The 25,643-nt window shown below is 60.0% G+C and carries 32 protein-coding genes; 28 read left to right on the forward strand and 4 right to left on the reverse strand.

What is annotated here, in order from left to right; translation table 11 throughout:
* Positions 1-2 precede the first annotated feature (2 nt).
* The 24 genes from ACSSVC_RS09970 (at position 3) to recX (ending at position 19,306) form a co-directional block, all read left to right on the forward strand.
* Positions 3-584, forward strand: coding sequence for a phage tail terminator protein (locus ACSSVC_RS09970; protein WP_492612236.1), 582 nt, complete (start codon positions 3-5; stop codon positions 582-584).
* Positions 581-763 carry a DUF2635 domain-containing protein gene (locus ACSSVC_RS09975; protein ID WP_123727692.1) on the forward strand — a complete coding sequence of 61 codons (183 nt, stop codon included), beginning with the start codon at positions 581-583 and terminating at the stop codon, positions 761-763. Before ACSSVC_RS09970 ends, ACSSVC_RS09975 begins: the two co-directional genes overlap by 4 nt.
* A complete protein-coding gene (locus ACSSVC_RS09980; RefSeq protein ID WP_492612237.1) occupies positions 763-2,259 on the forward strand; it encodes a phage tail sheath subtilisin-like domain-containing protein in 1,497 nt (498 codons plus the stop codon). The genes ACSSVC_RS09975 and ACSSVC_RS09980 overlap by 1 nt, the downstream gene beginning before the upstream one ends.
* Before the next feature lie 66 nt (positions 2,260-2,325).
* Positions 2,326-2,673 carry a phage tail tube protein gene (locus ACSSVC_RS09985; RefSeq protein ID WP_016965085.1) on the forward strand — a complete coding sequence of 116 codons (348 nt, stop codon included), beginning with the start codon at positions 2,326-2,328 and terminating at the stop codon, positions 2,671-2,673.
* Entirely contained in the window at positions 2,670-2,966 is a 297-nt protein-coding gene (locus ACSSVC_RS09990; RefSeq protein WP_041116251.1) for a phage tail assembly protein, read from the forward strand. Before ACSSVC_RS09985 ends, ACSSVC_RS09990 begins: the two co-directional genes overlap by 4 nt.
* A 130-nt stretch (positions 2,967-3,096) precedes the next feature.
* Positions 3,097-4,815, forward strand: coding sequence for a phage tail protein (locus ACSSVC_RS09995; protein ID WP_492612238.1), 1,719 nt, complete (start codon positions 3,097-3,099; stop codon positions 4,813-4,815).
* Positions 4,808-6,052 (forward strand): DNA circularization protein, encoded by a 1,245-nt coding sequence (locus ACSSVC_RS10000; RefSeq protein WP_492612239.1) that lies wholly within the window; start codon positions 4,808-4,810, stop codon positions 6,050-6,052. Before ACSSVC_RS09995 ends, ACSSVC_RS10000 begins: the two co-directional genes overlap by 8 nt.
* A gap of 3 nt (positions 6,053-6,055) precedes the next feature.
* Positions 6,056-7,096: a phage baseplate assembly protein gene (locus ACSSVC_RS10005; RefSeq protein WP_346635892.1), complete on the forward strand. Its 1,041-nt coding sequence runs from the start codon at positions 6,056-6,058 to the stop codon at positions 7,094-7,096.
* 108 nt (positions 7,097-7,204) lie between these two features.
* A complete protein-coding gene (locus ACSSVC_RS10010) occupies positions 7,205-7,711 on the forward strand; it encodes a phage baseplate assembly protein V (protein WP_123727696.1) in 507 nt (168 codons plus the stop codon).
* 2 nt (positions 7,712-7,713) lie between these two features.
* The gene (locus tag ACSSVC_RS10015) at positions 7,714-8,112 is read left to right on the forward strand and encodes a phage GP46 family protein (RefSeq protein WP_346635891.1); all 399 of its coding nucleotides are present in this window, start codon (positions 7,714-7,716) and stop codon (positions 8,110-8,112) included.
* Positions 8,102-9,142, forward strand: a complete 1,041-nt coding sequence (locus ACSSVC_RS10020; protein ID WP_492612240.1) for a baseplate J/gp47 family protein — start codon at positions 8,102-8,104, stop codon at positions 9,140-9,142. Before ACSSVC_RS10015 ends, ACSSVC_RS10020 begins: the two co-directional genes overlap by 11 nt.
* Positions 9,130-9,729 carry a YmfQ family protein gene (locus ACSSVC_RS10025; RefSeq protein ID WP_346635889.1) on the forward strand — a complete coding sequence of 200 codons (600 nt, stop codon included), beginning with the start codon at positions 9,130-9,132 and terminating at the stop codon, positions 9,727-9,729. The genes ACSSVC_RS10020 and ACSSVC_RS10025 overlap by 13 nt, the downstream gene beginning before the upstream one ends.
* A 15-nt stretch (positions 9,730-9,744) precedes the next feature.
* Positions 9,745-11,547: a phage tail protein gene (locus ACSSVC_RS10030; protein ID WP_492612241.1), complete on the forward strand. Its 1,803-nt coding sequence runs from the start codon at positions 9,745-9,747 to the stop codon at positions 11,545-11,547.
* On the forward strand, positions 11,544-11,906 hold the full coding sequence (locus ACSSVC_RS10035) for a tail fiber assembly protein (protein WP_404938413.1): 363 nt from the start codon (positions 11,544-11,546) through the stop codon (positions 11,904-11,906). Before ACSSVC_RS10030 ends, ACSSVC_RS10035 begins: the two co-directional genes overlap by 4 nt.
* Before the next feature lie 98 nt (positions 11,907-12,004).
* Positions 12,005-13,777, forward strand: a complete 1,773-nt coding sequence (locus tag ACSSVC_RS10040) for a phage tail protein (RefSeq protein ID WP_492612242.1) — start codon at positions 12,005-12,007, stop codon at positions 13,775-13,777.
* Positions 13,774-14,121, forward strand: coding sequence for a tail fiber assembly protein (locus ACSSVC_RS10045; RefSeq protein WP_492612243.1), 348 nt, complete (start codon positions 13,774-13,776; stop codon positions 14,119-14,121). Before ACSSVC_RS10040 ends, ACSSVC_RS10045 begins: the two co-directional genes overlap by 4 nt.
* A 50-nt stretch (positions 14,122-14,171) precedes the next feature.
* Positions 14,172-14,735, forward strand: coding sequence for a glycoside hydrolase family 19 protein (locus ACSSVC_RS10050; RefSeq protein ID WP_492612244.1), 564 nt, complete (start codon positions 14,172-14,174; stop codon positions 14,733-14,735).
* A 75-nt stretch (positions 14,736-14,810) separates the two neighbouring features.
* Positions 14,811-15,317 carry a hypothetical protein gene (locus ACSSVC_RS10055; protein ID WP_404938415.1) on the forward strand — a complete coding sequence of 169 codons (507 nt, stop codon included), beginning with the start codon at positions 14,811-14,813 and terminating at the stop codon, positions 15,315-15,317.
* 84 nt (positions 15,318-15,401) lie between these two features.
* The gene (locus ACSSVC_RS10060; RefSeq protein ID WP_404939925.1) at positions 15,402-15,587 is read left to right on the forward strand and encodes a Com family DNA-binding transcriptional regulator; all 186 of its coding nucleotides are present in this window, start codon (positions 15,402-15,404) and stop codon (positions 15,585-15,587) included.
* A gap of 8 nt (positions 15,588-15,595) precedes the next feature.
* Positions 15,596-16,438 (forward strand): putidacin L1 family lectin-like bacteriocin, encoded by an 843-nt coding sequence (locus ACSSVC_RS10065; protein ID WP_346635882.1) that lies wholly within the window; start codon positions 15,596-15,598, stop codon positions 16,436-16,438.
* Positions 16,439-16,534: 96 nt separating this feature from the next.
* Positions 16,535-16,948, forward strand: coding sequence for a hypothetical protein (locus ACSSVC_RS10070; RefSeq protein ID WP_346635881.1), 414 nt, complete (start codon positions 16,535-16,537; stop codon positions 16,946-16,948).
* 245 nt (positions 16,949-17,193) lie between these two features.
* Complete coding sequence (locus ACSSVC_RS10075) at positions 17,194-17,694, forward strand: CinA family protein (protein WP_346635880.1); 501 nt, start codon at positions 17,194-17,196, stop codon at positions 17,692-17,694.
* 83 nt (positions 17,695-17,777) lie between these two features.
* A complete protein-coding gene (gene recA / locus ACSSVC_RS10080; protein WP_011059579.1) occupies positions 17,778-18,830 on the forward strand; it encodes a recombinase RecA in 1,053 nt (350 codons plus the stop codon).
* 8 nt (positions 18,831-18,838) lie between these two features.
* Positions 18,839-19,306, forward strand: a complete 468-nt coding sequence (recX, locus tag ACSSVC_RS10085; RefSeq protein WP_194237500.1) for a recombination regulator RecX — start codon at positions 18,839-18,841, stop codon at positions 19,304-19,306.
* 40 nt (positions 19,307-19,346) lie between these two features.
* On the opposite strand, the gene ACSSVC_RS10090 is transcribed toward recX, so the two are convergent.
* Entirely contained in the window at positions 19,347-20,465 is a 1,119-nt protein-coding gene (locus tag ACSSVC_RS10090; RefSeq protein WP_346635879.1) for an LOG family protein, read from the reverse strand.
* A gap of 453 nt (positions 20,466-20,918) precedes the next feature.
* Here ACSSVC_RS10090 and ACSSVC_RS10095 point away from each other — a divergent pair, with 453 nt between their 5' ends.
* Complete coding sequence (locus ACSSVC_RS10095) at positions 20,919-21,113, forward strand: hypothetical protein (RefSeq protein ID WP_110594975.1); 195 nt, start codon at positions 20,919-20,921, stop codon at positions 21,111-21,113.
* Between the two features lies 1 nt (position 21,114).
* Here ACSSVC_RS10095 and ACSSVC_RS10100 read toward each other — a convergent pair whose 3' ends face one another.
* A complete protein-coding gene (locus ACSSVC_RS10100; RefSeq protein WP_194237498.1) occupies positions 21,115-21,540 on the reverse strand; it encodes a quorum-sensing-regulated virulence factor family protein in 426 nt (141 codons plus the stop codon).
* Between the two features lie 191 nt (positions 21,541-21,731).
* Here ACSSVC_RS10100 and ACSSVC_RS10105 point away from each other — a divergent pair, with 191 nt between their 5' ends.
* Positions 21,732-22,442, forward strand: coding sequence for a tRNA-uridine aminocarboxypropyltransferase (locus tag ACSSVC_RS10105; RefSeq protein WP_110594976.1), 711 nt, complete (start codon positions 21,732-21,734; stop codon positions 22,440-22,442).
* Here ACSSVC_RS10105 and ACSSVC_RS10110 read toward each other — a convergent pair.
* Positions 22,426-23,334 carry a DMT family transporter gene (locus ACSSVC_RS10110; RefSeq protein ID WP_346635878.1) on the reverse strand — a complete coding sequence of 303 codons (909 nt, stop codon included), beginning with the start codon at positions 23,332-23,334 and terminating at the stop codon, positions 22,426-22,428. The two genes, ACSSVC_RS10105 and ACSSVC_RS10110, sit on opposite strands and share 17 nt — an antisense overlap.
* A gap of 238 nt (positions 23,335-23,572) precedes the next feature.
* On the opposite strand from ACSSVC_RS10110, the gene erdR reads away from it, so the two are divergent.
* Both erdR and ACSSVC_RS10120 read left to right on the forward strand, forming a co-directional pair.
* A complete protein-coding gene (erdR, locus tag ACSSVC_RS10115) occupies positions 23,573-24,223 on the forward strand; it encodes a response regulator transcription factor ErdR (RefSeq protein ID WP_060837817.1) in 651 nt (216 codons plus the stop codon).
* A 75-nt stretch (positions 24,224-24,298) separates the two neighbouring features.
* Positions 24,299-24,661 (forward strand): diacylglycerol kinase, encoded by a 363-nt coding sequence (locus ACSSVC_RS10120; RefSeq protein WP_123727711.1) that lies wholly within the window; start codon positions 24,299-24,301, stop codon positions 24,659-24,661.
* Here ACSSVC_RS10120 and ACSSVC_RS10125 read toward each other — a convergent pair.
* Positions 24,658-25,584, reverse strand: a complete 927-nt coding sequence (locus ACSSVC_RS10125) for a LysR family transcriptional regulator (RefSeq protein WP_060842641.1) — start codon at positions 25,582-25,584, stop codon at positions 24,658-24,660. The genes ACSSVC_RS10120 and ACSSVC_RS10125 overlap by 4 nt on opposite strands.
* Between the last annotated feature and the right edge of the window lie 59 nt (positions 25,585-25,643).

A 25,643-nucleotide genomic window follows, 5' to 3' on the forward strand; every position in this document is an offset into this window, starting at 1 on the left:
CTATGAAACTCACCGCTGTTCTCACTCAGTTGCAAACCCGGTGTCCCAGCCTTGCTGAGCGCATCATTGTCGGCATCAACCTCGACACCCTGAGCAGCACTTCGCCTGCTGTTCCCGCCGCCTACGTCGCTCCGCTGAACGATCTGGCCACCGCCAATACGGCCCAGAACGCCCACCGCCAGATCATCCGCGACCGCTTCGAAGTCGCCTTGCTCCTCGACGCCGGCAACCCACAACAAGCCCTGGACCAGTTCCACGACCTGCGCGCTGAAGTCTGGCGCGCCCTGGTCGGCTTCAAGCCCGGCGCCGAGTACAACCCGATCCAATACGACGGTGGCGAACTGGTGTCGCTCAACGCCACCCGACTGCTCTACCGCCTGCGCTTTTTCGCCGAGTTCCAGCTGGGCCGCAATCTGCCCAGTCAGCCGGCGGAGACCTGGCATGAACGTGAACTCGACGGCTTGCCGTCCTTTACCGGGGTCACGGTGCGGGTCGATGCCATCGATCCGGCGGACCCCAATCTGCAACACCCAGGGCCCGACGGGCGCCTGGAGCTGACTTTTTCAGGAGAGCTGAAGCAATGAGCAAACGCATCACCGTGCTGCCGGTCGCCGGCCGCGCCGTACCGGACCCGGAAGCAGGCGATCTGCTGCCGATAGAAGGCCGTGAAGTGCCGGACAACGCCTGGTGGCGCCGACGTCTGGCCGATGGCGATATCACTAGCAAGGCCGTGAAAGCGGCGAAATCTCAAGGAGCCAAATAATGGCGATCGGTTTCAGCAATATCCCGGCGGACATCCGTGTTCCGCTGTTCTACGCCGAGATGGACAACTCGGCGGCCAATAGCGCGTCTTCGGCCATGCGCCGTCTGATCGTCGCCCAAGTCAATGACAATCAGACTGGCGATGACATCGGCAAGCTGGTGCTGGTGTCCAGCGTGGCCCTGGCCAAGAGTATCGGTGGGCAAGGTTCGATGCTCGCTTCGATGTATGAAACCTGGCGCAAGACCGACCCGGTGGGCGAGATCTGGTGCTTGGCGCTGCACAGCACTGAAGGCAGTGTGGCCAAGGCCGAGGTGAAGATCACCGGCGCCGCCAGCGAAAGCGGCCTGCTCAACCTTTACGTTGGTGGCGTGCGGGTGCAGGCATCCATTGTCAGCGGCGCCACTGCCGCTCAGGCGGCCAGCGCCCTGGCGTTGAAGGTCAATGCGGTGGTGGATCTGCCGGTGACCGCGGCAGCCGTCGACGGCACTGTGACCCTGAGCGCCAAGTGGACCGGCGACAGCGGCAACGACATCAGTCTGCAACTCAACCGTCTGGGCAAGAGCAATGGCGAACAGACCCCGGCGGGCCTGACCCTGGTGCTGGGCAAGATGGCCGGTGGCACCGGTGTGCCGGATCAGGTGGCTGCGCTGGCGGCCCTGGGCGACGAGCCTTTCGAGTTCATCTGCATGCCCTGGACCGATACGGCCAGCCTCAACACCTGGCAAGCGGTGATGGACGACAGCACTGGTCGCTGGTCCTGGGCCAAGCAGTTGTTCGGTCACGTCTACAGCGCCAAGCGCGGCACCGTCGGTACCCTGGTGGCGGCCGGTCAGGCGCGTAACGATCAGCACATCACCATCCAGGCCCTGGAAACCGGCGTGCCACAACCGGTCTGGGTTCAGGCCGCGGCCCTGGCGGCACGGACGTCGGTGTTCATCTCTGCCGATGCCAGTCGCCCGACCCAGAGCGGTAGCCTGCCGGGTATCGATCCGGCGCCGGCCAGCGAGCGTTTTACCCTGACCGAGCGTCAATCGCTGCTGAGCTACGGCATCGCCACCGCCTACTACGAAGGCGGCTACATGCGCATTCAGCGGGCGATCACCACCTACCAGAAGAACGCCTACGGCCAGGCCGACAACTCCTACCTGGACAGCGAAACCATGCACCAGTCGGCGTTCATCGTGCGTCGCCTGCAAAGCGTGATCACCAGCAAGTACGGGCGCCACAAGCTGGCCGCCGACGGCACCCGCTTCGGCGCCGGCCAGCCGATCGTCACCCCGAGCACCATTCGCGGTGAGCTGATTGCCCAGTACGCCAAGCTGGAGCTGGAAGGCCATGTGGAGAACGCCGAACTGTTTGCCGAGCACCTGATCGTCGAACGCGACGTGCAGGACCCGAGCCGGGTCAACGTGCTGTTCCCGCCGGACTACATCAACGGCCTGCGAGTGTTCGCGCTGCTCAATCAATTCCGTCTGCAGTACGACGCCGCGGCCTGAGCCGGACCTGCATCACTGCGCTTTTTCAGCCCGCCTTGAGCGGGCTTATTTTTTGGGAGAAACATCATGGGTCAACTGATTGCGGGCACCTGCTACGTCAAAGTGGACGGCGCTCAACTGACCATCAGCGGCGGCTGCGAAGCACCGCTGATGGCCGTCAAGCGGGAAACCGTGGTTCCGGGTTTCTACAAGGAAACCGACCTCACCCCGTCGTTCAAAGTCACCGCGCTGCACACCCCGGACTTTCCACTCAAGCAGCTGATTGCCGGTTCCGACATGACCGTCACCTGCGAGTTCGCCAACGGCAAGGTCTACGTGCTGGCCGGTGCCTACCTGGTGGACGAGCCTATTGCCAAGGGCGACGACGCCAGCATCGAACTGAACTTCGAAGGGCAGAAGGGGACCTGGCAATGAGCAATGCGGTGAAGCTGCAGGTGCCCATCGAGGCCCACGGCGAGCCTCTGGCCGAACTCACCCTGCGCCGTCCGACGGTGCAGGAAGTGCGAGCGATCAAGGCACTGCCGTACAAGATCGACAAGAGCGAAGAAGTCAGCCTCGACATGGATGTCGCGGCCAAGTACATCGCGGTCTGCGCCGGTATTCCACCGTCTTCGGTGAACCAGCTGGACCTGGTGGACCTCAACGCCCTGAGCTGGGCGGTGGCGAGTTTTTTCATGAGTGCGGCATCGCAGCCATCGCCGACCTGATCGCTTTCGTCTATGACCTGGCCTGGTTCTGGAAGGTCGACCCCGAACAGATGATGGCCAGGCCACTGGATGTGCTCCGGGAATCCCTGGAGCACGCGCAACGGATCAATGCGATGCAGCAGGTGCAGTGATGGCAGACACACAAACCGTAGAGAGGAAGTCGGTGCTGTTGACCGGCATCGACGAACTGTCACCCAAACTCGTCGCCCTTCAAGGCAAGGTCGACTCTTTCAAGAAAAACCTTGAACAGGCCGGGCTGGGCAAGCTGAACATCAGCGGCCTGTTCAAGGGCGGCAGCCTGATCACCCCGTTTCTGGATGGGATCAAGGCCTGCGACGCGTTCCAGGGCAAACTGGCCGAGGTCGGCGACTCCAGTGCGTCCGCCGATGCAGCCAAAGGCATGAATGTATTCAGTCAGTCCATGGCCAAGGTGTCCTCGGCCATTGATGCGGCGCTGGCGCCGGCGGTGGGGGCGCTGGTGGTCGGTCTGGAACCCATGCTCAACAGCGTTGGAACACTGCTCGATGACAACCCCAAGTTGGTTGAGGGGCTGGCGATGGGTGCCATTGCCTTCTCGGCGATGCAAACCGCCGTGACCGGGGCGACCCAGGTGCTTGACCTGATGGGCACGGTGGCCAAGGCCAACCCGGTGATGTTGATAGCCCTGGGCATCGCTCTGGCAGCCGGGGTAATCATTGCCAACTGGACGCCGATCTCGGCATTTTTCGTCAGCCTCTGGGAGGGCGCAAAGAGTCTTGCGGCGCAGGCGCTGGAGGGGCTGAAAACTCTGTTCAGCTGGACGCCTCTGGGCATGCTGATTGGCAATTGGGGGGCTGTCACGGCGTTCTTTGCCGGGCTCTGGGAAAGTATCAAGGCGATGACGGCCTCGGTGGTCGGCTTCCTCAAGGAGGTGTTCTCCTGGTCGCCTCTGGGACTGATCATCGATAACTGGGCTGGGCTGACGGGCCTGTTCGCGTCGATCTGGGAATCGCTCAAGGCGTTGACGGTGCCGGCGATGGCCTTTCTAAAAGGCCTGTTCGACTGGGTGCCGATGGACATGATCACCAAGAGTTGGGGCGCGGTCACCGGCTTCTTCGCGTCTATATGGGGAGCGTTGCAAACGGGTATTCAGGGGATCAAGACGGTGCTTCAGACGCTGTTCGACTTTTCTCCGTCCGTGTTGCTTTACAACAACTGGGGGGCTGTCAGCAGCTTCTTCAGCTCAATCTGGGCGGCGCTGCAACCGGGCATCGACGGGGTCAAGAAAGTCCTGCAAACCCTGTTCGACTTTTCTCCGTTGGTGATCCTCTACAACAACTGGGGCGCGGTCACGGGCTTTTTCGGCTCGATCTGGGCCGAGTTGCAACCGGGTATCGACTCGATCAGGAAGGCCATTGAGGCCCTGTTCGACTGGTCGCCGATGGAGCTGATCATGACGAATTGGGCCCCCATCGCCGATTGGTTTTCCGGGCTGTGGAGCCAGCTTCAAGCGCTGATGGTGCCGATCAAGGAGCTGTTCGAGGGCGGTTTCGGAGGGCTGATTGCCACGGTCACCGGCAAGGTCGAAGGCTTTACCGAGGCGCAAAGGCAAATCAACGCCGAGGGTAAAGGCGGGCTGGCATCACCCTTTGCCGCAACCCAGGGCAGCTCGCTGACCCACAACTCCCGTGCCCTGATCCAGCAGAACGCCGCCAACAACCGCACGCAACTCGAAGGCGGTTTGACCGTGCGTTTCGAAAACGCCCCGGCGGGCCTGCGTGCCGAACAGGCCAAGACCAATCAACCGGGGTTGAACGTGGCTTCGACCCTGGGCTATCGCTCACTTTCCCTAGGAGGTTCTGATGCCTGATTCCTGGCGTGATCGTTTGTTGCCCGCCTCGTTTCGCGGCGTGCCCTTCTGGGTCGACCAGGCGAAAACCCCGGTGGGGCAGAAAGGTCAGTTGCATGAGTACCCGCAGCGTGACCAGCCCTTCTTCGAGGGGCTGGGACAGCAGGCGAAAATCCACGATCTGACGGCCTTTATCGTCGGTGCCGATTGCCTGGAGCAGCGCGACAAACTGCTCAAGGCTCTGGAGGAGGGCAGCGGCGAGCTGGTGCACCCCTGGCTCGGGCGGATGCAGGTCAAGGTCGGTGAGTGCGAGATGACCCAGAGCCGCCAGGACGGCGGTCTGGTGACCTTCAGCCTGAAGTTCTACCCGGACCAGCCGCTGCGCTTTCCCTCGGCGGTGGTCAATACCCAGCAGCAGGTGTTGGTGGCCAGCGATACCTTGCTGGGAGCGGCGGTGCTGCGGTTCGAGTTTGCCACCAACCTCATCAAGCAGGCGCGGATTGGCGTGGCGTCTTTGCGCCAGGGGTTGGCGGACGTGTATCAGGTCATCGAGCACGAGTTCAAACCGCTGATCGAGTTCTATGGCGACCTCAACACCCTGGTCAAGGCGGTCAAGGAAATACCCAAGGAGCTGAGCACGGAGTTCAAGGGGTTGCTGGAGGATGTGCGCGGGCTCAAGGACTTTGCCCGTACCGGCTATCGGCAGATGCTCGCCGATATTTCCCAGCAGGTGGAGGCGGCCAGGCGCATCGATGCGCCGAAGCTGACCACCGGCAAGGACACCACGGCGGCGGCCGAAGCCGTGGCGAACCTGGTCCAGGATGCGCTGCTGGTGCAGATCGCCCGGCTGGTGTCGGCGTTGCCGGTGGCCACACCAGTGGTGAAGCTCAAGAACACACCGCCCCTGGCGCAGCAGGCCAGCCGTCCGGTGCAGCGCCTGGAGGTGCCGGTGGCCGACGATGTGCTGGCGCTGCGCGATCAGTTCAATGAGCTGATCTGGCAAGCCGCGCTCAAGGCCGACGCGGTGCATTACCAGGCGCTTAACACCCTGCGCCAGCAGGTGCAGGGGCACCTCAATGCGGTGGCGTCCTCGGGGGTGCGGCTAGTCAGCCTCAGCCCCAAGAGCAGCCTGCCGGCGCTGGTGCTGGCCTATCAGCGGTTTGCCGATGCGACGCGGGTCGGCGAAGTGGTGCAGCGCAATCGGGTGGCCCATCCGGGCTTCCTGCCGCCGGCCAACCTGCAAATCGCTCGGGAGTGACCCATGGACGAACTGGCAAACATTGTCACTCTGACGGTGGACGGACTGGATTACAGCGGCTGGAAAAACGTCGAGATCAGTGCGGACCTGGAGCGTCAGTTCCGCACCTTCAGCCTCAACATCACCTGGCAATGGCCGGGGCAGGATGCGCAGGTGCGCATCCGCCCGGGCGCTCGCTGCCAGGTACGCATCGGCTGCGACCTGGTGCTCACCGGGCATGTCTACAAGGCGCCGATCAGTTACGACGGCAAGCAGATCAGCCTGAGCGTCCAGGGCAGCTCGCTGACCCAGGACCTGGTGGATTGCGCGGCCATCAACCGGCCGAGCCAGTGGCGCCAGCAGGATGTGCTGAGCATCGTCCGCGCCCTGGCCGGGTCCTACGGGGTTGGAGTCCGCAGCGAGATTGCCCCGACCAGCAAGCTGCACACCCACAGCATCGTGCCGGGGGAGACGGTGTTCGCCTCCATCGACCGTTTGCTGACCCTGTACCGGGTGTTCTCCACCGATGACGCCGACGGTTACCTGTTGTTGGCGGCGCCTGGAAGCGGCGGGCGCGCCAGCGATGCCCTGGAGCTGGGCAAGAACATCCTCTCGGCCAATGCCGCAATGGATTTTTCCGCAGTGTTTTCCGAGTACCGGGTGATCGGCCAGCACAAGGGCAGCGACCAAAGCAGTGGTGCTGCGGTCAGCGAGGTGTCGGGTCAGGCCAACGACGCCAGGGTGTCCCGCAAGCGCGTGACCGTGATCAACGAAGCCGCGCAACTGAGTGCCGAACTGGCTCAGCAGCGGGCCGACTGGGAGTGCGGTACCCGCACCGGCAAGGCCCTGACCACCACCTACCAGGTGCAGGGCTGGCGCCAGAGCAACGGCGACTTGTGGAGGCACAACACGTTGGTGCGGGTGATCGATCCGGTGCTGGATGTTGACCGGGACATGCTGATCTCCAAGGTCACCTGGTCGCTGTCCGAGCAGGGATCGATCACGACTTTGCAGGTGGCGCCGCCCCACACCTTCGATGCCAACCCGGCACCCGCGAAAACCTGATACCCGCGTCCATCCGTAGGAGCCGGCTTGCCGGCGAAAGCGCCCTCACAGACAACGCCGAAGACCTGTTCACCGGCAAGCCGGCTCCTACCTCCCAAGGAACTCAGCATGAGCCTACTGACACGCCTGTTGGCGCGGGGCACCGTGGTGCTCGCCAACTCGGCCAACAAACTGCAATCGCTGCAAATGCGCCTCACCGCCGGCGAGGTCAACGACGACATGGAGCATTTCGAGCCTTACGGGTTCACCAGCAATCCCCTGGCCGGCGCCGAAGGCATTGCCACCTTCCTCGGTGGCGACCGTTCCCACGCGGTGGTGCTGGTGGTGGCGGACCGGCGCTATCGCCTGCAGGCCCTGGCCGCCGGCGAAGTGGCGATCTACACCGACGAGGGCGACAAGATCCACTTCAAGCGCGGCCGCATCATCGACATCGACACCGCGACCCTGAATATCCGCGCCAGCAGCGGCGTCAACATCGATACACCGACCCTGACCCAGAGCGGCAAGATCGTCTCCCAAGGGGATCAGATTGCCGCCGGCATCAGCCAGATCAACCACGTCCACAGCGGCGTGCAACCCGGCCCGGGGCAGACCGGCGTACCGGTGGGAGGTTAAGCATGTTTGCCACCTATGACCTGAAGAACGCCCTGACCCGGGCCGTGGAAATCAGCCTGTTCACCTGGCGCCGTGCCGCCGATGACGACGCCCTGGACGACGACCAGCGCTATGGCTGGTGGGGCGACAGCTTTCCCACGGTGGCCGACGACCGCATCGGCTCGCGTCTGTGGCTGCTGCGGCGGGTCAAGCTCAGCCGGCAGACCCAGCTCGACGCCGAGTTCTATGCCCGCGAGGCCCTGCAATGGCTGATCGACGATGGCCACTGCAACGCCGTGGAGATCATTACCGAGCGCCTCGACGCCCAGCGCCTGAACCTGCGCACGGTGCTGATCCTGGCCGACGGTGAGCGCCTGGACATCAACCCCATTCACAGTTGGCAGGTGACCTATGCCGTTTGAAACCCCTTCGCTGCCGGTGCTGATTCAGCGCACCCAAAGCGACCTGGCCAGCGATTCGCTGCGCCAGTCCGATGCCCAAGTCCTGGCCCGGACCTTGAGCGGTGCCGCCTTTGGCCTGTATGGCTACCTGGACTGGATCGCTGAGCAGATCCTCCCGGACAAGGCCGATGAGTCGACCCTGGAGCGCATCGCTGCGCTGCGTCTGAACCAGCCACGCAAGGCGGCTCAGGCCGCCCGTGGCAGCGTCAGCTTCAACGCCGCGGCCGGTGCCGTGCTGGATGTCGACACCCTGCTGCAGAGCAGCGACGGTCGCAGCTACCAGGTGACCGCCGCCCGCACCACCAGCGCCGGGCTCAACAGCATCACGATCCAGGCCGTGGATGCTGGCACCCTGGGCAATGCCGATGCTGGTCTGAGCCTGATCGCGGTGCAGCCGGTGCAAGGCATCAGCAATCCCTTCACCGTTCTGGCCCCGGGTCTGAGCGGTGGTGTGGCCGAAGAAAGCCTCGAGTCGCTGCGGGCTCGAGTGATCCGTTCATACCGGATCATTCCCCACGGCGGCTCAGCGGACGACTACGAAACCTGGGCCCTGGAGTGCCCGGGGATCACCCGCGCCTGGTCCCGACGCAATTACCTGGGGCCGGGCACTGTGGGGCTGTTTGTCATGCGTGACGACGACCCGCAGCCGATCCCCAATGCCGAGCAACTGGCGCTGGTTCAGGCCTATATCGAGCCGCTGCGCCCGGTCACCGCCGAGGTACATGTACTGGCCCCGGTGATGCTGCCGGTGACCTACAAACTGCGCTTGACCCCCGACACCAGCGCGGTGCGCGCCGCCGTCGAGGACCAACTGCGCGACCTGCACAGCCGCGAGGCCGGCCTGGGCCAGACGCTGTTGCTGAGCCATATCCGCGAAGCCATCAGCAGCGCCACCGGCGAACAGGATCACCGCCTGCTGGCGCCTTCGGCCGATGTCCCGGCGGCGAACAACCAACTGCTGGTCTTTGGAGGTTGTGAATGGCTGCCATAAGAAGTGCCGCCCAGTACCAGGGCCAACTGCGCAGCTTGCTGCCCAGCGGCCCGGCCTGGGACCCGGAGCGGGTGCCGGAGCTCGAACGGGTACTGCAGGGCGTGTCCCAGGAGCTGGCGCGCATCGACGCCCGGGCCGTGGACCTGCAAAACGAAATGGACCCGGCCAGCGTCAGCGAACTGGTGACCGATTGGGAAAAGGTCATGAACCTGCCCGATCCCTGCCTGGGCCTGACCCCGCTGTTCGAAGACCGACGCCTGGCCGTGCGCCGCCGTCTGCTGGCAGTAGGCAGCCAGCGCGCCGCCTACTTCGTCGAAATCGCCCGTAGCCAGGGCTATCCCAATGCCAGCGTCACCGAACTGAGCACCCCACGCATGGGGCGCTCACGTTTTGGTCACGCCCATTTCGGCACCTGGCGGGCGAATTTCATGTGGACCCTCAATACCGGCGGCCGCCTGCAACTGGGCCGGCGCTTCGGCGCGAGCTATTGGGGCGAACGTTTTGGCATGAACCCGGGCAGCGCCCTGGAATGCCTGATCCATCGCAGTACACCGGCGCATACCCAGGTGTACATCAACTATGACTAGAGAAGACAAGAACAAGTGGATTATCCGAAAAGTGTTCCCAGCGTAGGGCTGGTGAACGGCAAGTTTGTCGACGAGAACCCGGTAACCGGGCAAGTCGGCTCACTGATTTCCTCGGAATGGGGAAACGCGGTTACCGACGAATTGCTCAATGTGATTCGTGCGAGTGGGAAGGTGCCGGCCGAGGCCGAGCATGATCAGTTGCTGGCGGCGATCAAGGCGATCGTCCGGGATTCGATTCCGCCAGAAAAGATTCGCAGCACTTTGGCCGAGTACGGCATCACCGACGCCTACACCAAATCGGTGACCTACACCAAGGCGGAGATCGAGGCGCTGCTGAAGAACATGTCGGCCTTGCCGGTGGGGGCCATGGTGCCGTTTCCCAAGGGCACGGTGCCGGTGGGGTTCCTGGAAGTGGATGGCAGTGTGCAGAGCGCTGCGACTTATCCGGATCTGGCGGCTTACCTGGGGACGACCTTCAACACCGGGGGCGAGGGCGCGGGCAATTTCCGTTTGCCGGAATCGCGGGGGGAGTTTCTGCGGGGTTGGGATCATGGGCGTGGCGTCGATGCGGGGCGGGCACTCGGTAGCGAACAGCAGGATGCGTTGCAGAACATCACGGGTGAATCGTCAACGTTTCCCACAGGAAACACCGCGCCGCTAAACAGTTCGGGGGTGTTCAAAACGAATGCTCGATCTGGTGTGCCTACTGGTATTGCAGGAGGCGGGGCTTGGAGTTCTGCATCCTTGGACTTTGATGCAAGCCGAGTGGCTAGAACTGCTGCAGAAACCCGTCCTCGCAACCTGGCGGTCATGTGGTGCCTCAAGGCTTGGAACGCACCGGTCAACCAGGGAAACATTGATGTCGCTGCTCTAGCTGCCGAAGTTCAGAAGCTCAAGGCGCTATCGGGTAGCAGCTATCAGGGACTCTACGTTTCTGCGTCAGGCACCAATGCATTGATTTCCGTGAAGGCACGCAGCCTGATTGTCGGCAAAGGGAGTGCGGCACAGGCATTGAGTGCAGTGGACCTGAGCATCAACCTGCAAACCACAGGTCTGAACGGCCTTGATAGCGGGGTGGTTGCGGCTTCCAGTTGGTATAGCGCTTGGGTTGTCTCCAATGGCACTCAGGTCGCCGGTATTGCTGCGTTGATGCCGACAGTCCAGTGTTCGACCATCGTCGGTTCGGCAGTCGTGACCGGTATTACCAGCACTACGTCAATGCGTGTTGGAATGCCGTTTGGTGGGGCAAGCTTTCCGCCAGGAACCTTCATCAAGTCTGTCGACTCGTCGAGTCAGGTCACGGCGAGCGTGCCAGCGACCGTGACCGCCGTAGATACAACGCTGAGGTTTGTGTTTGAACCGATTATCCCCGCAGGTTTCATTGCGACGCGCGTGAGCGCATTTTTTACAGACGCTACGGCAAACAGATACCCACTGTCTTATGTACAGTTCGGCCGGAGCAGTCGTTACAAAGTTGCGTCAGGTTCGAATCTGGCATCCCTTCCAATGATGGCGTCGGGGGCGATGGGGGCAGCCACAGCTCTTGTTGGTGTTAGCATTTTTCAGTTTGTGCCACCAACGGCCACAGGTATCTGTCTTCAACTACTGGGGGCGACCAACAGCAACTCTTCAGCTGCACCAAACGCAAGTTACATCGGTGGTTATATTGGGCCCAATAGTCCACCGCTCAATAGTACCGGCTCTACTAATACGCAGCACAATACTCAGGGACGATTTCTGCTGGAAGAGCCAAGAGTTTACTACTGGGGAGCAGGCGCCGCAGGGCTGATGTGTTATGGCTGGGAGGACGATGTATGAGTTGGGCTGTACGAAATGATGGTGTTCAGGGATGGCGAGCGATAGGGACTGTTGATGAGCTATTTTCGAATGAAATTTATTCAGAGTTTGAGCCTGCACAGGTGATGCCTTCCCCACGCAGTATTGAAGAACTTTCTGTTCTAGCGAAGGTTCGACGAAGTGAATTGCTAATGTTTGCAACGCACAGAATGGGCCCATTACAGGATGCAATGGATATCGGTTGCATTACAGACGTAGAAGCCAAACAACTTTTATTGTGGAAAAACTATCGAATCAGCCTTAATCGAATTGAGGAGCAGGATTTCGTTTCGAGTGATTTTCAGTGGCCTCTGTCTCCAGATGAAATTTTGACTCAATAAACGCCCCGCCTCGCCGGGGCGTTTTCTTTTCCAGTTTTCTAACTATGTCCACACCGAACTCCGTCGGTGTGGATGAATGACAACGAGAGGACAGACGAGTGGATTATCCAAAGAGTGTGCCAAGTGTTGGGTTGGTTAATGGGAAGTTTGTCGACGAAAACCCGGTCACGGGGCAAGTGGGCTCACTGATTTCTTCCGATTGGGGAAATGCAGTGACCGACGAATTGCTCAACGTGATTCGTGCGGGTGGGAAGGAGCCGGCTGAGGCCGAGCATGATCAGTTGCTGGCGGCGATCAAGGCGATCGTTCGGGATTCGATTCCACCGGAGAGGATTCGCAGCACCTTGGCCGAGTATGGGATCACCGATGCGTATACCAAATCGGTGACCTACACCAAGGCCGAGATCGAGGCGCTGCTGAAGAACATGTCGGCCTTGCCGGTGGGGGCCATGGTGCCGTTTCCCAAGGGGGCGGTGCCGGCGGGGTTTCTGGAGGTGGATGGCAGTGTGCAGAGCGTTGCGACTTATCCGGATCTGGCGGCTTATTTGGGGACGACCTTCAACACTGGGGGCGAGGGCACGGGTAACTTCCGTTTGCCGGAGTCGCGGGGGGAGTTTTTGCGGGGGTGGGATCATGGGCGAGGGGTGGATGGCGGTCGGATAATTGGTAGTTATCAACTTAGTGAAAACAAGAGCCATACACACTCTTATAAAACCAAGCAAACGGCGATGCCTCAAAGCGGTTCTACGAGTGTGTGTTGGGTTGGGGAGCTGGATGCAACAACTAGCGCATCTGGGGGGGACGAGTCACGGCCTCGAAATCTGGCTGTAATGTGGTGCATCAAAGCTTGGAATGCTCCTGTCAATGAGGGGACAGTGGATATCTCGATTTTGCTTTTGGAACTTCAGCGAGTCAAAGCGATGGCTGCTGTTGGCGACCCACAAACTCTCTTTGTTTCTGCTTCTGGTCAGAATTCAATCGTCGGTATCAGAGCCAGGAGGCTGATTGTCGGATCTGCTGGAGCGGCGTCTGCATTAAGCGATGTCAATGTCGGCATCAACCTCTTGACCAATGGGCTCAATGGGCTTGATCAGGGGGCTGTTACAGCCTCAAGTTGGTACAGCGGGTGGGTAGCAACCAATGGTGAGGTAGTAGCCGGAATTGCGGCTTTGATGCCCACCATTACGGTGAGCACTACGGCTGGTTCGAATGTGGTTACAGGCATTCCCAGCACTGTCCTTATGCGTAAGGGAATGGCTTTTGCGGGTGGGGCTTTCCCTCCTGGAACCGTGGTCCAGTCGGTCGATTCGGCCAATCAGATTACTGCCAGTCATCCGGCGACGCAGACGCTTGGTACGACACCTGTGTTGTTTGTTTATGAACCAGTGCTTCCTGCTGGTTTTACCGCAGTGCGGGTGACCTCGTTCTTCACTGATGCTACCAACAAGTACCCGCTTCGATACCGGCAACGCGGGTCCAAGGTGAAGTGGCTATTGGCGGCAGGCACCAATGTTGTGTCTAACCGATTTGTGGCGGCTGGGGTTGTTGGCAGTTGGAATTCCACTGCACCAACTTGGGGGGAAGTGTCTTTGGTCAACTTTGTACCGCCCACTGCGGTATCTGTTTCTCTTACAGCGATTGCCAGTTACAACGGCGGTGCTCAGTCGAATGTCTGTATCGCTTCCAACTCAAGCTACCTGGGGACTCGCAGCTCCTCGGTTCCGCAGATATCGACGACTATTGCCGGTGGTACGGGTAGTGCTTCGGATGTCATGTCGGCAGAAATCGTACTTGAGGGCATGAGCATTTATGTCGCGTCTCAAACCGCGGCAGGGGCCGTAGCAATTCATGGGTATGAGGAGGTTTTATGAGTTTTGCAGTACGTAATGATGGTCAAGGCTGGCGTGCAGTCAACGTTGAAGAGGATCTTCTTCCAGGAGAGTATTTCTCGGAACAGGCACCGTTGGAAACTATGTTTCCTCCCTCTTCGATTGATGAAGTGCTGGGGCAGCGAGACCAGCTCCTGGCGATCGCGGCAAACCGCATGGGGCCTTTGCAGGATGCGATTGATACCGATATCGCCAATGCAGGCGAAGTTGAACAACTGAATCTCTGGCGGCGGTATCGGGTAGCGTTGAGTCGACTTCAGCAGCAACCAGGATTTCCCACCGATGTCGATTGGCCGCAACCGCCCGATCAGATCCCCGCTCAATAAACGCCCCGCACCGCCGGGGCGTTTTCTTATCCGACTTACAAACACCGACCATGCCAATCACTGAACAACAACTGCAAAAAATCATGCCTAACGCCCGCCGCCAAGCGGGCGTTTTTGTTTCTCCACTCAACACCGCCATGGCCCATCGGCAGATCGATACACCGAAGCGCCAGGCGGCCTTTCTCGCCCAGATCGGTCACGAATCCGGGCAACTGCTATATGTGCGCGAGCTGGGCAGTGATCAATACCTGAGCAAGTACGACACCGGCACGCTCGCGGCACGCTTGGGCAACACACCGGAGGCTGACGGCGACGGCCAGCGTTATCGCGGGCGTGGTCTGATCCAGATCACCGGGCGCAGCAACTATCGCCAGTGCAGCCTCGGGCTGTTTGGCGATGAGCGCCTGCTGGAGTTGCCGGAACTGCTGGAGCAGCCGCAATGGGCCGCCGAGTCGGCGGCCTGGTTCTGGGAGCGCGGCGGACTCAATGCCCTGGCTGATCGCGATGAGTTCAACAGCATTACCCGCCGCATCAATGGTGGTTTGAACGGCTTGCAGGATCGCCTGCAACTCTGGGCCAGGGCGCGGGCGGTGCTTTGCCTGCCCGTGGTCTGAATCCCCTGCCTGATTGGGGGCTGATGGCCGCGGATCGGCAGGCCCATTTCTTTCACGGATAGCAGGAGTGGTTTGATGAACTTCAGCGGTTGGCTGGCCGTAGCCCTGGCGGCTGCGTTGCTTTATGCCCTTGGTTTTGTCAGCGGCGCCGGCAGTGAACGCAGTAAACACCAGCGCCTCGACGAGGCTCGGCTGCAGCAATCCTTCGAACAAGGCCAGGCCCTGGGCACGGTCAAGGAGAAGGTGGTGGTCGAGTACGTCGATCGCGTAGTCAAGGTCTATCAGGCGGGCGCCACTCTCACCAAGGAGGTTCCTATCTATGTCTCGAAAGCGGCTGATAACGCCTGCGTTGTGCCTGATGGTTTTGTCCGGGTGCACGACGCCGGCGCCGCCAACCTGCCCGTGGCCGCAGGCCCCAGCGTCGCTGATGGCGCCGCCTCGGGCCTTGCACTCTCTACCGTCGCCGCCAGCGTCGTCGACAACTACAGCCAATGCCACGCCAACGCCGAGCAACTGAAGGCGTTGCAGCAGTGGGTGCGTGAGTCTCAGGCGTTGTTGCAAGGCGCCTCGGCGATGCACTGATGGCCTTGAGGCTGGTATGAAAAATGGATCGCTGCCGCGGTTTGTGTCGGCACGTGGTGTGACTGAAATCAAATGGACTTGTCGATGTTAAAAGAATGCAGATGCGGTCATTGCAAACGACTTCTCGCCCGCGTGGGTGAGTTTACCGAGCTCCAGATCAAATGTTCCCGCTGCGGAACCTTGAACCATGTGAAGGCCTCGAGCCTCGAGCAATCGCCTATGAGCGACATGAGAGCGGACTTTTCCGCGACTGATCATTCGACTCAATAGGTATCAACATGGCTTGGATTCGATACGACTTTACCGATAACGGTTCTTCTATACTGCCTGCGCGCTATTACATGGCGCCGAACCAGTATCTGCAGTCCCCCAACAAGCGCTTCAAGTTGCTCTTTCAGCCTGATGGCAACCTCGCGCTTTATGACGGTGCTCAGTTGGCGTGGGTCGCCGATCAGAACACGCCCTTCACTAATGTGAGCAAGGGCAACAAAAAAGACCCCATGATGGTCTTCATGAACTATGGCTTCGTACTGGATGACCCACTGCGTGGCCGTATCTGGTCGACGACACCCAGCGATCCCACCATGGGCTCTCGCGAAGATGCGTCCTTGCGAGCGTTCACTCAGGTTCAGGATGACGGGAACATCGTCACCGTCGACACCATCCCTCACTGGTATGCGCCCAACGGTCGCGTGTTCACTCCGGCTGTCGGGGCGGCCATGATCATTGGTGGTACTACGGAGTTGGTACCGGGGCAGTTCTACAGTGCGGGCGATCACTCCCTGGTTTTCCAGGGTGACGGCAATCTGGTGGTTTACGGCCCGAACTCCAGCGTCGTCTGGGCGACCTACACCCAGAACAAAGGCGGCGTGAGATGCGTGATGCAGGATGACGGTAACCTGGTGATCTACGCAGCGAACAATGCCGTCGTGTGGCAAAGCGGCACCGCCGGCCGTCCCGGCGCCACTATCCGCTTGCAGGCCAACGGCAGCTTCACGATCGTGACCGAGCGGCCGATCTGGGCTCGCTTCGGGTACACCCCGACCATCAAGCCGCCCCGTGTCTTCTACCCGGACCACAAGTGGAAAACCGGTAGCTACACCTGGGACAACGTGTTCTAAAAAACAGCAATGAGCCCCGTGATAAGGCGGGGCTTTTGCATCTCTTCTTCGAGACTTCAGTGGGTTTGCTTATGTAGCTCGCCCATTGAGAAAGCCATGAGCTTCGACCCCATCGCCTTTGAGCGACATGAAAGCGGCACTCTCCGTGACCGACCATTCCATTCAAAGGTGAAAAATATGAACGCAGTAACCATGGGCAAGCACTTCATTACCGTATTCCCAAAAGGGATTGTGGAGATCGTTTCGGCTGCTCAAAACACGGGTGGCCTGATCATCCAGACGGGTTTGATCAAGACCTCGACAGGTGTCGTCGATCTGTATGTGGGACCGACCGGTTCTTCCATCTCCAATGCGGCGATCATCTTCTCTGGCAATGGCTCTACCATTTCCGGCAGCGACTCCGAGATTGTCATGCCGTACCCGATCCGTATTCCCGCGGGCCAGGCATTGTGGGCATATGCATCCACTCCAGGCGGTGCAATCGCATTGACCTGGGACTTGCTGGCCTGACCTTTCTGCGCAGGGAAGGCTGGTGAATAGTCATCGGTGCTTTTGTTCATTCCGGCAGGCTTGGGTAGCGGGGTGCCAGCGCCAGCTTCGTGGCTGGCGCTGTTCCTGGCGCGGGGCGGGACTGTTCGAGACCACCTCATCTGAAGCAGTGTTCCAGAGCCGTCCGGTTTCCTGACAGCTTGTCACTTGCAAGCCATCTTGCCTGGTGTACGGTAGGTGCACGCCAGCCCCATCAGGAGAGGATCGTGAAAGAAATTACCCAGCTTGCCGCTGAACTCGGCCGGCGTTTGCAGGTTCTGAATACCCACGTCACCACCGCGGAGTCCTGCACCGGCGGTGGGATTGCCGAGGCGATCACGCGGATCCCGGGCAGCTCGGCCTGGTTTGAGGCCGGTTATGTCACCTACTCCAACCGCCAGAAGACCCTGCAATTGAATGTGCCGGCCGATTTGTTCAATTCGGTCGGTGCGGTCAGTCGAGAAGTAGTGGAGGCCATGGTCCGGGGCGCGCAGGCCAAGAGTCATGCGCATTTTGCGGTGGCGGTCAGTGGTATCGCCGGGCCGGATGGCGGTTCTGCGCAGAAGCCGGTAGGTACGGTGTGGCTGGCCTGGGGCGCGGGAGAGACGTTGACCACCGAGTGCCGACACTTCCCCGGGAATCGCGATGAGGTTCGCCGACAAACGGTGAAGGCCGCGCTAGAGGGGTTGCTGCAACACGCTGCAGCAGAAATCGCAAATCAGGGGTAGGCGATCCTCGAGCGCTGTGGAATAATACTGGCTACTTATACAGGTGTTGGCCGTCAGGCCTTATTGATTACGTGAGGACTTTAATGGACGACAACAAGAAGAAAGCCTTGGCTGCGGCCCTGGGTCAGATCGAACGTCAATTCGGCAAGGGTGCCGTAATGCGTATGGGCGATCACGACCGTCAGGCGATCCCGGCCATTTCCACTGGCTCTCTGGGTCTGGACATTGCTCTGGGCATTGGCGGTCTGCCAAAAGGCCGTATCGTTGAAATCTACGGCCCTGAGTCGTCCGGTAAGACCACTCTGACCCTGTCGGTCATTGCCCAGGCGCAGAAAGCCGGTGCCACTTGTGCCTTCGTCGACGCCGAGCACGCGCTGGATCCGGAATACGCCGGCAAGCTGGGTGTCAACGTCGATGACCTGCTGGTTTCTCAGCCGGATACCGGCGAGCAGGCCCTGGAAATCACCGACATGCTGGTGCGTTCCAACGCGGTTGACGTGATCATCGTCGACTCCGTGGCGGCCCTGGTGCCCAAGGCTGAAATCGAAGGCGAGATGGGCGACATGCACGTGGGCCTGCAAGCCCGCCTGATGTCCCAGGCGCTGCGTAAAATCACCGGTAACATCAAGAATGCCAACTGCCTGGTGATCTTCATCAACCAGATCCGTATGAAGATCGGTGTGATGTTCGGCAGCCCGGAAACCACCACCGGTGGTAACGCGCTGAAGTTCTACGCTTCGGTTCGTCTGGACATTCGTCGTACCGGCGCGGTGAAGGAAGGCGACGAAGTGGTCGGTAGCGAAACCCGAGTCAAGATCGTCAAGAACAAGGTGGCTCCGCCGTTCCGTCAGGCCGAGTTCCAGATTCTTTACGGCAAGGGTATCTACCTCAACGGCGAGATCATCGACCTGGGCGTGCTGCACGGCTTCCTGGAAAAATCCGGTGCCTGGTACAGCTATCAGGGCAACAAGATCGGTCAGGGCAAGGCCAACTCGGCCAAGTTCCTGCAGGACAACCCGGAAATCGGCAACGCGCTGGAGAAGCAGATCCGCGAGAAGCTGCTGACCGCTTCGCCAGACGTCAAAGCCAATCCGGTCAAAGAGACCGAAGACGATATGGCCGACGCTGATATCTGATTGATCCAATGACCGCCGTACTCGATACCCTCGTCGCGGTGCGGCGAACTGCAATGGACCTGCTCGCGCGACGCGAGCACGGTCGAGTCGAGCTGACGCGTAAACTGCGTCAGCGCGGCGCCTCTCCTGAAATGATCGAAGCCGCCCTGGACCGTTTGACGGAAGAGGGTCTGCTTTCCGAATCCCGTTATCTCGAAAGTTTTGTTTCCTATCGTGCCCGCTCAGGTTACGGGCCGATGCGTATTCGCGAAGAGCTCAGCCAGCGTGGCTTGCAGCGAGGTGATATCGATCTTGCTCTGCGTGAGTGCGGTATCGACTGGCAGGAGCAGTTGCGAGACGTCTGGCAGCGCAAGTTTGCCGGGCAGCTTCCTGTGGATGCCCGAGAACGGGCCAAGCAAGGGCGCTTTCTGAGTTACCGCGGGTATTCCATGGACATGATCGGCCGCCTGTTGAGCGGCCGAGGGGTGGATGACTGAGGTTATACCCGCTGCATGATGCAGCGGGCGACGGTGCTTATCAGCTGACTTTGCTGGTTTCTCGCACGCGTTGGCGGGTCTCGGTTTGTTGCTTGGTCCAGTTCTCGGGCAGGTTGATAAAGTCGATCAGTTCCCGCAGACGGCCGTTGTCACGAGCGTTGAAAACGAACGATAGCCGCGCCAGATGGCTGAACTGAACTTCGTCGTGCTCCTCTCCTCTGTAGGCATGTTGCTGAAACTGGCCGCTCAAGCACAGGTCGGCGAATGCTGTCTGCATGTGTTCCAGCGCCTGTTCATTGAGGCTGTGGTTCATGCGGATGACAAACTCCTGCTTCAGCCAACGGCTGGAGTGGAAGTTGGCGTAGAACTGCTGGATTTCCTTAACTGCCTCTTCTGTACTGTGTACCAGGCGCACCAGCTTCATGTCGCTGGGCAGGATGTAGCGATTGGCCTCCAACTGGTTATGGATGAAGTCCAGGGCGCCTTGCCAGAACTGTCCGCCAGGTGCGTCCAGTAACACCACCGGTACCAGAGGGCTTTTGCCGGTCTGGATCAGGGTCAGTACTTCCAGGGCTTCATCCAGGGTGCCGAAACCGCCTGGGCAGAGCACCAGGGCATCGGCTTCCTTGACGAAGAACAGCTTGCGGGTGAAGAAGAAGTGGAACGACAGCAGGTTCTCCGTACCGCCGACGGTGGGGTTGGCATGTTGCTCGAAGGGCAGGGTGATGTTGAAGCCCAGGCTGTGTTCCAGGCCCGCGCCGTCATGGGCCGCGGCCATGATGCCGCCACCGGCGCCGGTGATAACCATCAGGTCCGAACGGGCCAGAGCGGCTCCCAGTTCCTTGGCCATGGCATAAAGCGGATGCTCGCTGGGCGTTCGCGCCGAGCCGAATACCGTCACTTTGCGCCGGCCCTTGAACTGTTCCAGTACCCGGAAGGCATGTTCCAGCTCGCGTAGCGCTTGCAGGGTAATCTTGGCGTTCCAGCGGTTGAGGTCGTCCTCGGCCATGCGCAGGACGGTGAGAACCATGTCGCGATAGAGGGGGATATTCGGGCTGTTGGGGGCAATCTGGTTGAGTTGCGCTTCGACCTGGCTTGTGAGGTCGACGCCCTTGCTTTGGAAATGACGAGTTAACAGGTCATTCGATTGGTAAGGCATTCAGCTTCTCCTTCTGCGCAGAACCTTGTGCACGACCGAAGTATTCGAACGTGCCACGACACAGCCTGTGTCGCTGCCTGCTCAGCCCAGCGTGTGAGCAATTATCCTGTCCCGATCACCGCTGACCGTCGCTGGGCCGCAATCGAGGTATCCACAGAGGTTCTGCTTTCCTTTATTAAGAAAAAATTGCACTGCAAGACGTACAAGAACGGCCTCCTGAACCGTCCTGGAACAATCGATGGGAACCTTCGGACATGACTTGATCATGTGCCCATAAAGTCTTGGCTGGCAACCGCTTCTTGGTGAATTTACCAGCCTTGGCACCATTGGTCAGGCGCCAAGGCAAGGGCTCGTGGCTCTGATTTACTAAAGTGCAGCGCTGGGTTCAGGAGCCGGGCCCAGGAAGGGGTCGCGGCCATTCGTCCGTGCAAGCCGAGGGCAGGGAGGCAAGGGATGACCACTGTCGTGCTGGAAGTCGATCCGCAGTTGTACCAGCTGTTGCAAGCTGCTGCGGCGGCCCATCATTTGAGCCTTGAGGAAGAATGCCGACGCCGGTTGGCGGGGGAGGAGCGGCCTTCGCGATATCTGCAGGCCCTGGTGGCGGAGTTGCGCGCCGATGATCAGCAGCGGCGCGCGTCCCGTTCTTGATTCACTTCTTCTTTGGCGCTTTCTGAGAAGGGCAATCCGATTCCTGGAAGCGCGCCGAGGCTACAGGGCGATTGGTGCGGTTTTCGGTGAACTCGTAGCGCATGACTGCGCCTTTGGCCATCAGCTTGCGGTAGTTGGGGTTGCGGCAGACGCTGGCGCCCAGTTGCAAGTAGACGGCCTTGGGGTTGGCACGCATCTGTTCGGCGTGGCCGGCCTGGACGCTGAGGTGGTTGATCAGTTCCTTGCCTTCAACGGTATAACCCTGATCGAGAATGTTCTCGTTGACTTCCCGGGGAGTGCCGACGTTGCTTTCCGCAGCGACCTTCTCCAGCATTTTGCTCAGTTCGAACTCTTGCAAGGACGCAGCCTGGACACCCAGGGGCAAGGCCAGCAGAAGGGCGACGGTAGGGATGGTAAAGCGCAACATGAAACTCTCCTGGTGCAGTGACTGATGCTTCGACCAGCCACTCGACTGTGCGTTCAGTGGCGACGAATTATAGGGGGAGAGCTAGGAAGGCGGTACAGGTTTGAACAGATAGCTCTGATAAACTTGTCCCACTTTTTACCCCTTCGAGTTATTTTCGTGTCGATTCCTGTCCTTTGCCGGTGTGCTCAGCGATGAGCCATGCGGTATCCCGTTTACGTGATCTGCGCATGGCTCGTGCGGTCAAACCCTTTTTTGCACGGGGCTCACGGGCTGAGCGCTGCCCGCGTTGCCGAGTGATTCCCAGTCATTGCCTGTGTGCCTGGCGGCCCAAGGTCAGCGCCGAGTCGGCCATGTGCCTGGTGATGCACGATGTGGAGCCGCTCAAACCGAGTAATACCGGCTGGTTGATCGCCGATGTGATTGCCGATACCTGGGCGTTTCACTGGTCTCGTACCGAGGTCGATCCGCAATTGCTGGCTTTGCTTGCCGATCCGCAGTGGCAACCCTATATCGTCTTTCCCGGAGAGTTCGTGGCCCCCGAGCGAGTGGTCAGCGAGGTCCGGCAGCAGGAAGGCAAGCGCCCGCTGTTCATTCTGCTGGATGCCACCTGGAGCGAAGCCCGCAAGATGTTTCGCAAGAGCCCCTATCTTGAGCACTTGCCGGTGCTGAGCCTGTCTTCCGAGAAGCTCTCGCGCTACAAGTTGCGGCGCTCCAAGCGTGATGATCATTTCTGTACCGCCGAGGTAGCCGCTCTATGCCTGGAGTTGGCGGGGGACGAGCAGGTCAGCCAGGTAATGGATGCCTATCTTGACGTATTCAGCACTCATTACCTGTCGGCGAAGTTCCAGAAGGCCATCGATCCGCAGGATGAAGTGCATTCCCGGCTCAAGCCCTTTGTGTAGTGGTAGCCGTTGCCTGGGATTTTTGCGGCCATAGTTGGGCCACTAGCATGCCGCTGAGCATGAGTGCACAGCCGAAGTAACCGCGCAGTTGCAGTGATTCATTCAGCAGCCAGGCACCGGCAATCGCGGCAAACACGGCTTCGAGGGACAGAATGATCGCCGCATGGGAGGCGATCGCGTCTTTCTGGGCAATCACTTGCAGGGTGTAGCCGACGCCGACAGCAATCACGCCCCCGTAAAGAATGGCCGGGCCGGCGGCGACAATCGCGTTCCAGTGAATCGGCTCCAGGCACAGCGCCAGGGCCAGGCTCACCACCGAACAGGTGGCAAATTGCAGGAAGGCCAGGCGAATCGGGTCGTGTCGGCTGGCGAATACTCCCACCAGGATTACGTGTGCGCCCCAGACAAAGGCGCCGATCAGTTGCAGCCAGTCGCCAGATGCAACGTGAAAGCTGTCGCTGACGCTCAACAGGAACATGCCCACCACGGCCAGCATCGCGCCGAGCCAAGTACCCAGGCCTGTCTTGTGGCCAATCAGCAGTCCCAGCAGCGGCACTACAATGACGTAGAGTCCGGTGATGAACCCGGCATTGGTTACGCTGGTAAACATCAGGCCGACCTGCTGCAGGTTGATCCCTAGGGCAAGGGCCAGGCCCATGAGCACGCCGCCCAACAACAGGCCACGATTGAGCAGGGGTTCGGCTTGGCGGTCAGCGGGCGTTTTGCGCAGTACCAGCGGTAGTAGGCAGAGTGAGCCCAGGGCGAAACGCAGGCCGGAATAGAGGAAGGGGCCGATATGATCCATGCCGGAGGTTTGTGCGACAAACGCTGAGCCCCAGATGACGGCGGTGATCAGCATCAGGACATCGGCACGCAATGCTTGGCTTCGCATGAGGGCTCTCTTATTAGTTAGCTGGCTAAGATGCCGCAAAGCTTCAAGCTTGACCACCCTGGCTTCGCTGGGCATGCTTGGCGCCGATTAGGGCGCCAGCGCTGTTTGAACCATCGTTTTGCTCAGGCTTTTCGCGGCGTTCGTGCTCTTTGGGTGTCGCACTCTGGCGAGCCCCCGTGTTGCTTGGGTGAGGGCTGAATGCATCAGTCCTGCCATGAAAAACAGGATCATTTGAAAAATGGCCACATACGAAATCCTGATTGCCGATGACCACCCGCTTTTTCGCAGTGCACTGCATCAAGCCGTCACTCTGGGCTTGGGCCCTGATGTGCGTCTGGTGGAAGTGGCGAGCATCGCCGAGCTGGAAACCCGCCTCACCGAAAAAGCTGACTGGGATCTGGTGCTGCTGGACCTGAACATGCCCGGTGCCTACGGTTTCTCAGGCCTGGTGTTGTTGCGCGGGCAGTATCCGCAGATTCCAGTGGTGATGGTTTCGGCGCAGGAAGAAGCGTCCGTCATGGTTCGTTCCCGCGAGTTCGGGGCCAGCGGTTTCATTCCCAAGTCCAGTTCTCTGGAAGTCATTCAGCAGGCGGTGCGCAGCGTCCTTGATGGCGACGTCTGGTGGCCGCCGCAAGCCTTTGAAGAAGTCAGTGTCTCGGCGGAAGCCAAGGCTGCCAGCGAAGGCCTGGCAAGCCTGACGCCTCAGCAGTTTCGGGTTCTGACCATGGTCTGCGAGGGGTTGCTGAACAAACAGATCGCTTATGAGCTGAGTGTTTCCGAGGCGACGATCAAGGCTCACGTGACGGCAATTTTCCGCAAACTCGGGGTTCGCACCCGCACCCAGGCGGCCTTGCTCTTGCAACAACTTGAGTCAATTTCCAGCCATTAACCGGCTGCTTGTTCACGCTTTTTTGACTTTGGTTGAACTAGCTTCCCCACTCCTTTTTCTTCAGTTGCTCAGCTTATGTCGCCTTTCAAAGGTCAAACCGGTCTTAAACGCATCCTCAACGCCGCGGGCTATTCGTTCGATGGCTTGCGCGCCGCCTTCACCGGCGAGGCAGCATTTCGTCAGTTGGTGTTGCTCAACGTGATCCTGATTCCCTTGAGCTTCCTGCTCAACGTCAGCCGGGTCGAGCGCGCGCTGCTGATTGCCGTGTGTCTGCTGGCGTTGATCGTCGAGTTGCTCAATTCGGCGGTGGAGGCAGCGATCGATCGCATTTCCCTGGATCGTCACCCGTTGTCGAAGAACGCCAAGGACATGGGCAGCGCAGCGCAGTTTATTGCCTTGAGCATGATCACTATCGTCTGGGCAGTGATCCTGATCTAAGGAATGCTCGGCAGGACGATTTCGTCGCTGCGCTGTACCCCGGCGGTAAAGGAACGGCACAGTTCGAGGAACTCGCGCATGGCTGAAGTCTGATACTTCTGTTTATGCCAGATGAAGTAGAACTGCCGGGCCAGATCCAGGCCCGGTGTTTCCACTGGCACCAGGCTGCCACGACGAAAGGCATCCCTCAGCGCCAGTCTGGAGATGCAACCAATCCCCAATCCCGACTCCACGGCACGCTTGATGGCTTCGGTGTGCTCCAGCTCCAGGCGGATATTCAGCGCGCTGCGGTGGTGACGCATGGCCTGGTCGAAGGTCAGTCGGGTTCCGGAACCCTGCTCGCGGAGGATCCAGGCTTCGTGGGTCAGCTCTTCCATGCTGGCGTGGCCGCGTTTGGCCAAAGGGTGCTGGGGCGCGCAAAACACCACCAGCTCATCCTCGACCCAGGTTTGCACCTCGATATCCGGATGACTGCAGTCGCCTTCGATTAGACCCAGATCAATTTCGTAGTGGGCCACCTGTTGCACGATATGCGCAGTGTTTTGCACATGGAGCTTCACCTGGCTTTCCGGATGCACCTGCATGAAGCTGCCGATCAGCAGGGTCGCCAGGTAATTGCCAATGGTCAGGGTGGCGCCCACCGAGAGCGAGCCGAATCCGGACTTGCCATTGAGCAGGTCCTCGATCTCCTTGGCCTGGTCCAGCAGTGCCACCGCTTGTGGCAAAAGCTGTTTGCCCAGGGCGTTGAGGCTCAGGCGCTTGCCGGCGCGATCAAACAGCTGGCAACTGGATTGGCGCTCGAGTTCGGTGATCGAGGTGCTGGCCGCCGATTGCGACAGGGCCAGAAGCCCGGCAGCACGAGAAACGCTCTCTTGCTGGGCGACGGCGACGAAGACTTGCAGTTGACGGAGAGTAAATCGCATATCGATATAACCGATAACCCTTATCTTAATAATCCAGTTAACAGATATTGTCGCCGCCA

This window comes from Pseudomonas sp. E1BtOHC1 (genome assembly GCF_058744285.1).

Excerpts from the sequence above, each read along its gene's own strand:
- ACSSVC_RS09970 (WP_492612236.1), top strand. The coding sequence starts at position 3 with ATGAAACTCACCGCTGTTCTCACTCAGTTGCAAACCCGGTGTCCCAGC.
- ACSSVC_RS09975 (WP_123727692.1), top strand. The coding sequence starts at position 581 with ATGAGCAAACGCATCACCGTGCTGCCGGTCGCCGGCCGCGCCGTACCG.
- ACSSVC_RS09980 (WP_492612237.1), top strand. The coding sequence starts at position 763 with ATGGCGATCGGTTTCAGCAATATCCCGGCGGACATCCGTGTTCCGCTG.
- ACSSVC_RS09985 (WP_016965085.1), top strand. The coding sequence starts at position 2,326 with ATGGGTCAACTGATTGCGGGCACCTGCTACGTCAAAGTGGACGGCGCT.
- ACSSVC_RS09990 (WP_041116251.1), top strand. The coding sequence starts at position 2,670 with ATGAGCAATGCGGTGAAGCTGCAGGTGCCCATCGAGGCCCACGGCGAG.
- ACSSVC_RS09995 (WP_492612238.1), top strand. The coding sequence starts at position 3,097 with ATGGCAGACACACAAACCGTAGAGAGGAAGTCGGTGCTGTTGACCGGC.
- ACSSVC_RS10000 (WP_492612239.1), top strand. The coding sequence starts at position 4,808 with ATGCCTGATTCCTGGCGTGATCGTTTGTTGCCCGCCTCGTTTCGCGGC.
- ACSSVC_RS10005 (WP_346635892.1), top strand. The coding sequence starts at position 6,056 with ATGGACGAACTGGCAAACATTGTCACTCTGACGGTGGACGGACTGGAT.
- ACSSVC_RS10010 (WP_123727696.1), top strand. The coding sequence starts at position 7,205 with ATGAGCCTACTGACACGCCTGTTGGCGCGGGGCACCGTGGTGCTCGCC.
- ACSSVC_RS10015 (WP_346635891.1), top strand. The coding sequence starts at position 7,714 with ATGTTTGCCACCTATGACCTGAAGAACGCCCTGACCCGGGCCGTGGAA.
- ACSSVC_RS10020 (WP_492612240.1), top strand. The coding sequence starts at position 8,102 with ATGCCGTTTGAAACCCCTTCGCTGCCGGTGCTGATTCAGCGCACCCAA.
- ACSSVC_RS10025 (WP_346635889.1), top strand. The coding sequence starts at position 9,130 with ATGGCTGCCATAAGAAGTGCCGCCCAGTACCAGGGCCAACTGCGCAGC.
- ACSSVC_RS10035 (WP_404938413.1), top strand. The coding sequence starts at position 11,544 with ATGAGTTGGGCTGTACGAAATGATGGTGTTCAGGGATGGCGAGCGATA.
- ACSSVC_RS10045 (WP_492612243.1), top strand. The coding sequence starts at position 13,774 with ATGAGTTTTGCAGTACGTAATGATGGTCAAGGCTGGCGTGCAGTCAAC.
- ACSSVC_RS10050 (WP_492612244.1), top strand. The coding sequence starts at position 14,172 with ATGCCAATCACTGAACAACAACTGCAAAAAATCATGCCTAACGCCCGC.
- ACSSVC_RS10055 (WP_404938415.1), top strand. The coding sequence starts at position 14,811 with ATGAACTTCAGCGGTTGGCTGGCCGTAGCCCTGGCGGCTGCGTTGCTT.
- ACSSVC_RS10060 (WP_404939925.1), top strand. The coding sequence starts at position 15,402 with ATGTTAAAAGAATGCAGATGCGGTCATTGCAAACGACTTCTCGCCCGC.
- ACSSVC_RS10065 (WP_346635882.1), top strand. The coding sequence starts at position 15,596 with ATGGCTTGGATTCGATACGACTTTACCGATAACGGTTCTTCTATACTG.
- ACSSVC_RS10070 (WP_346635881.1), top strand. The coding sequence starts at position 16,535 with ATGAGCTTCGACCCCATCGCCTTTGAGCGACATGAAAGCGGCACTCTC.
- recA (WP_011059579.1), top strand. The coding sequence starts at position 17,778 with ATGGACGACAACAAGAAGAAAGCCTTGGCTGCGGCCCTGGGTCAGATC.
- recX (WP_194237500.1), top strand. The coding sequence starts at position 18,839 with ATGACCGCCGTACTCGATACCCTCGTCGCGGTGCGGCGAACTGCAATG.
- ACSSVC_RS10090 (WP_346635879.1), bottom strand. The coding sequence starts at position 20,465 with ATGCCTTACCAATCGAATGACCTGTTAACTCGTCATTTCCAAAGCAAG.
- ACSSVC_RS10095 (WP_110594975.1), top strand. The coding sequence starts at position 20,919 with ATGACCACTGTCGTGCTGGAAGTCGATCCGCAGTTGTACCAGCTGTTG.
- ACSSVC_RS10100 (WP_194237498.1), bottom strand. The coding sequence starts at position 21,540 with ATGTTGCGCTTTACCATCCCTACCGTCGCCCTTCTGCTGGCCTTGCCC.
- ACSSVC_RS10105 (WP_110594976.1), top strand. The coding sequence starts at position 21,732 with ATGAGCCATGCGGTATCCCGTTTACGTGATCTGCGCATGGCTCGTGCG.
- ACSSVC_RS10110 (WP_346635878.1), bottom strand. The coding sequence starts at position 23,334 with ATGCGAAGCCAAGCATTGCGTGCCGATGTCCTGATGCTGATCACCGCC.
- erdR (WP_060837817.1), top strand. The coding sequence starts at position 23,573 with ATGGCCACATACGAAATCCTGATTGCCGATGACCACCCGCTTTTTCGC.
- ACSSVC_RS10120 (WP_123727711.1), top strand. The coding sequence starts at position 24,299 with ATGTCGCCTTTCAAAGGTCAAACCGGTCTTAAACGCATCCTCAACGCC.
- ACSSVC_RS10125 (WP_060842641.1), bottom strand. The coding sequence starts at position 25,584 with ATGCGATTTACTCTCCGTCAACTGCAAGTCTTCGTCGCCGTCGCCCAG.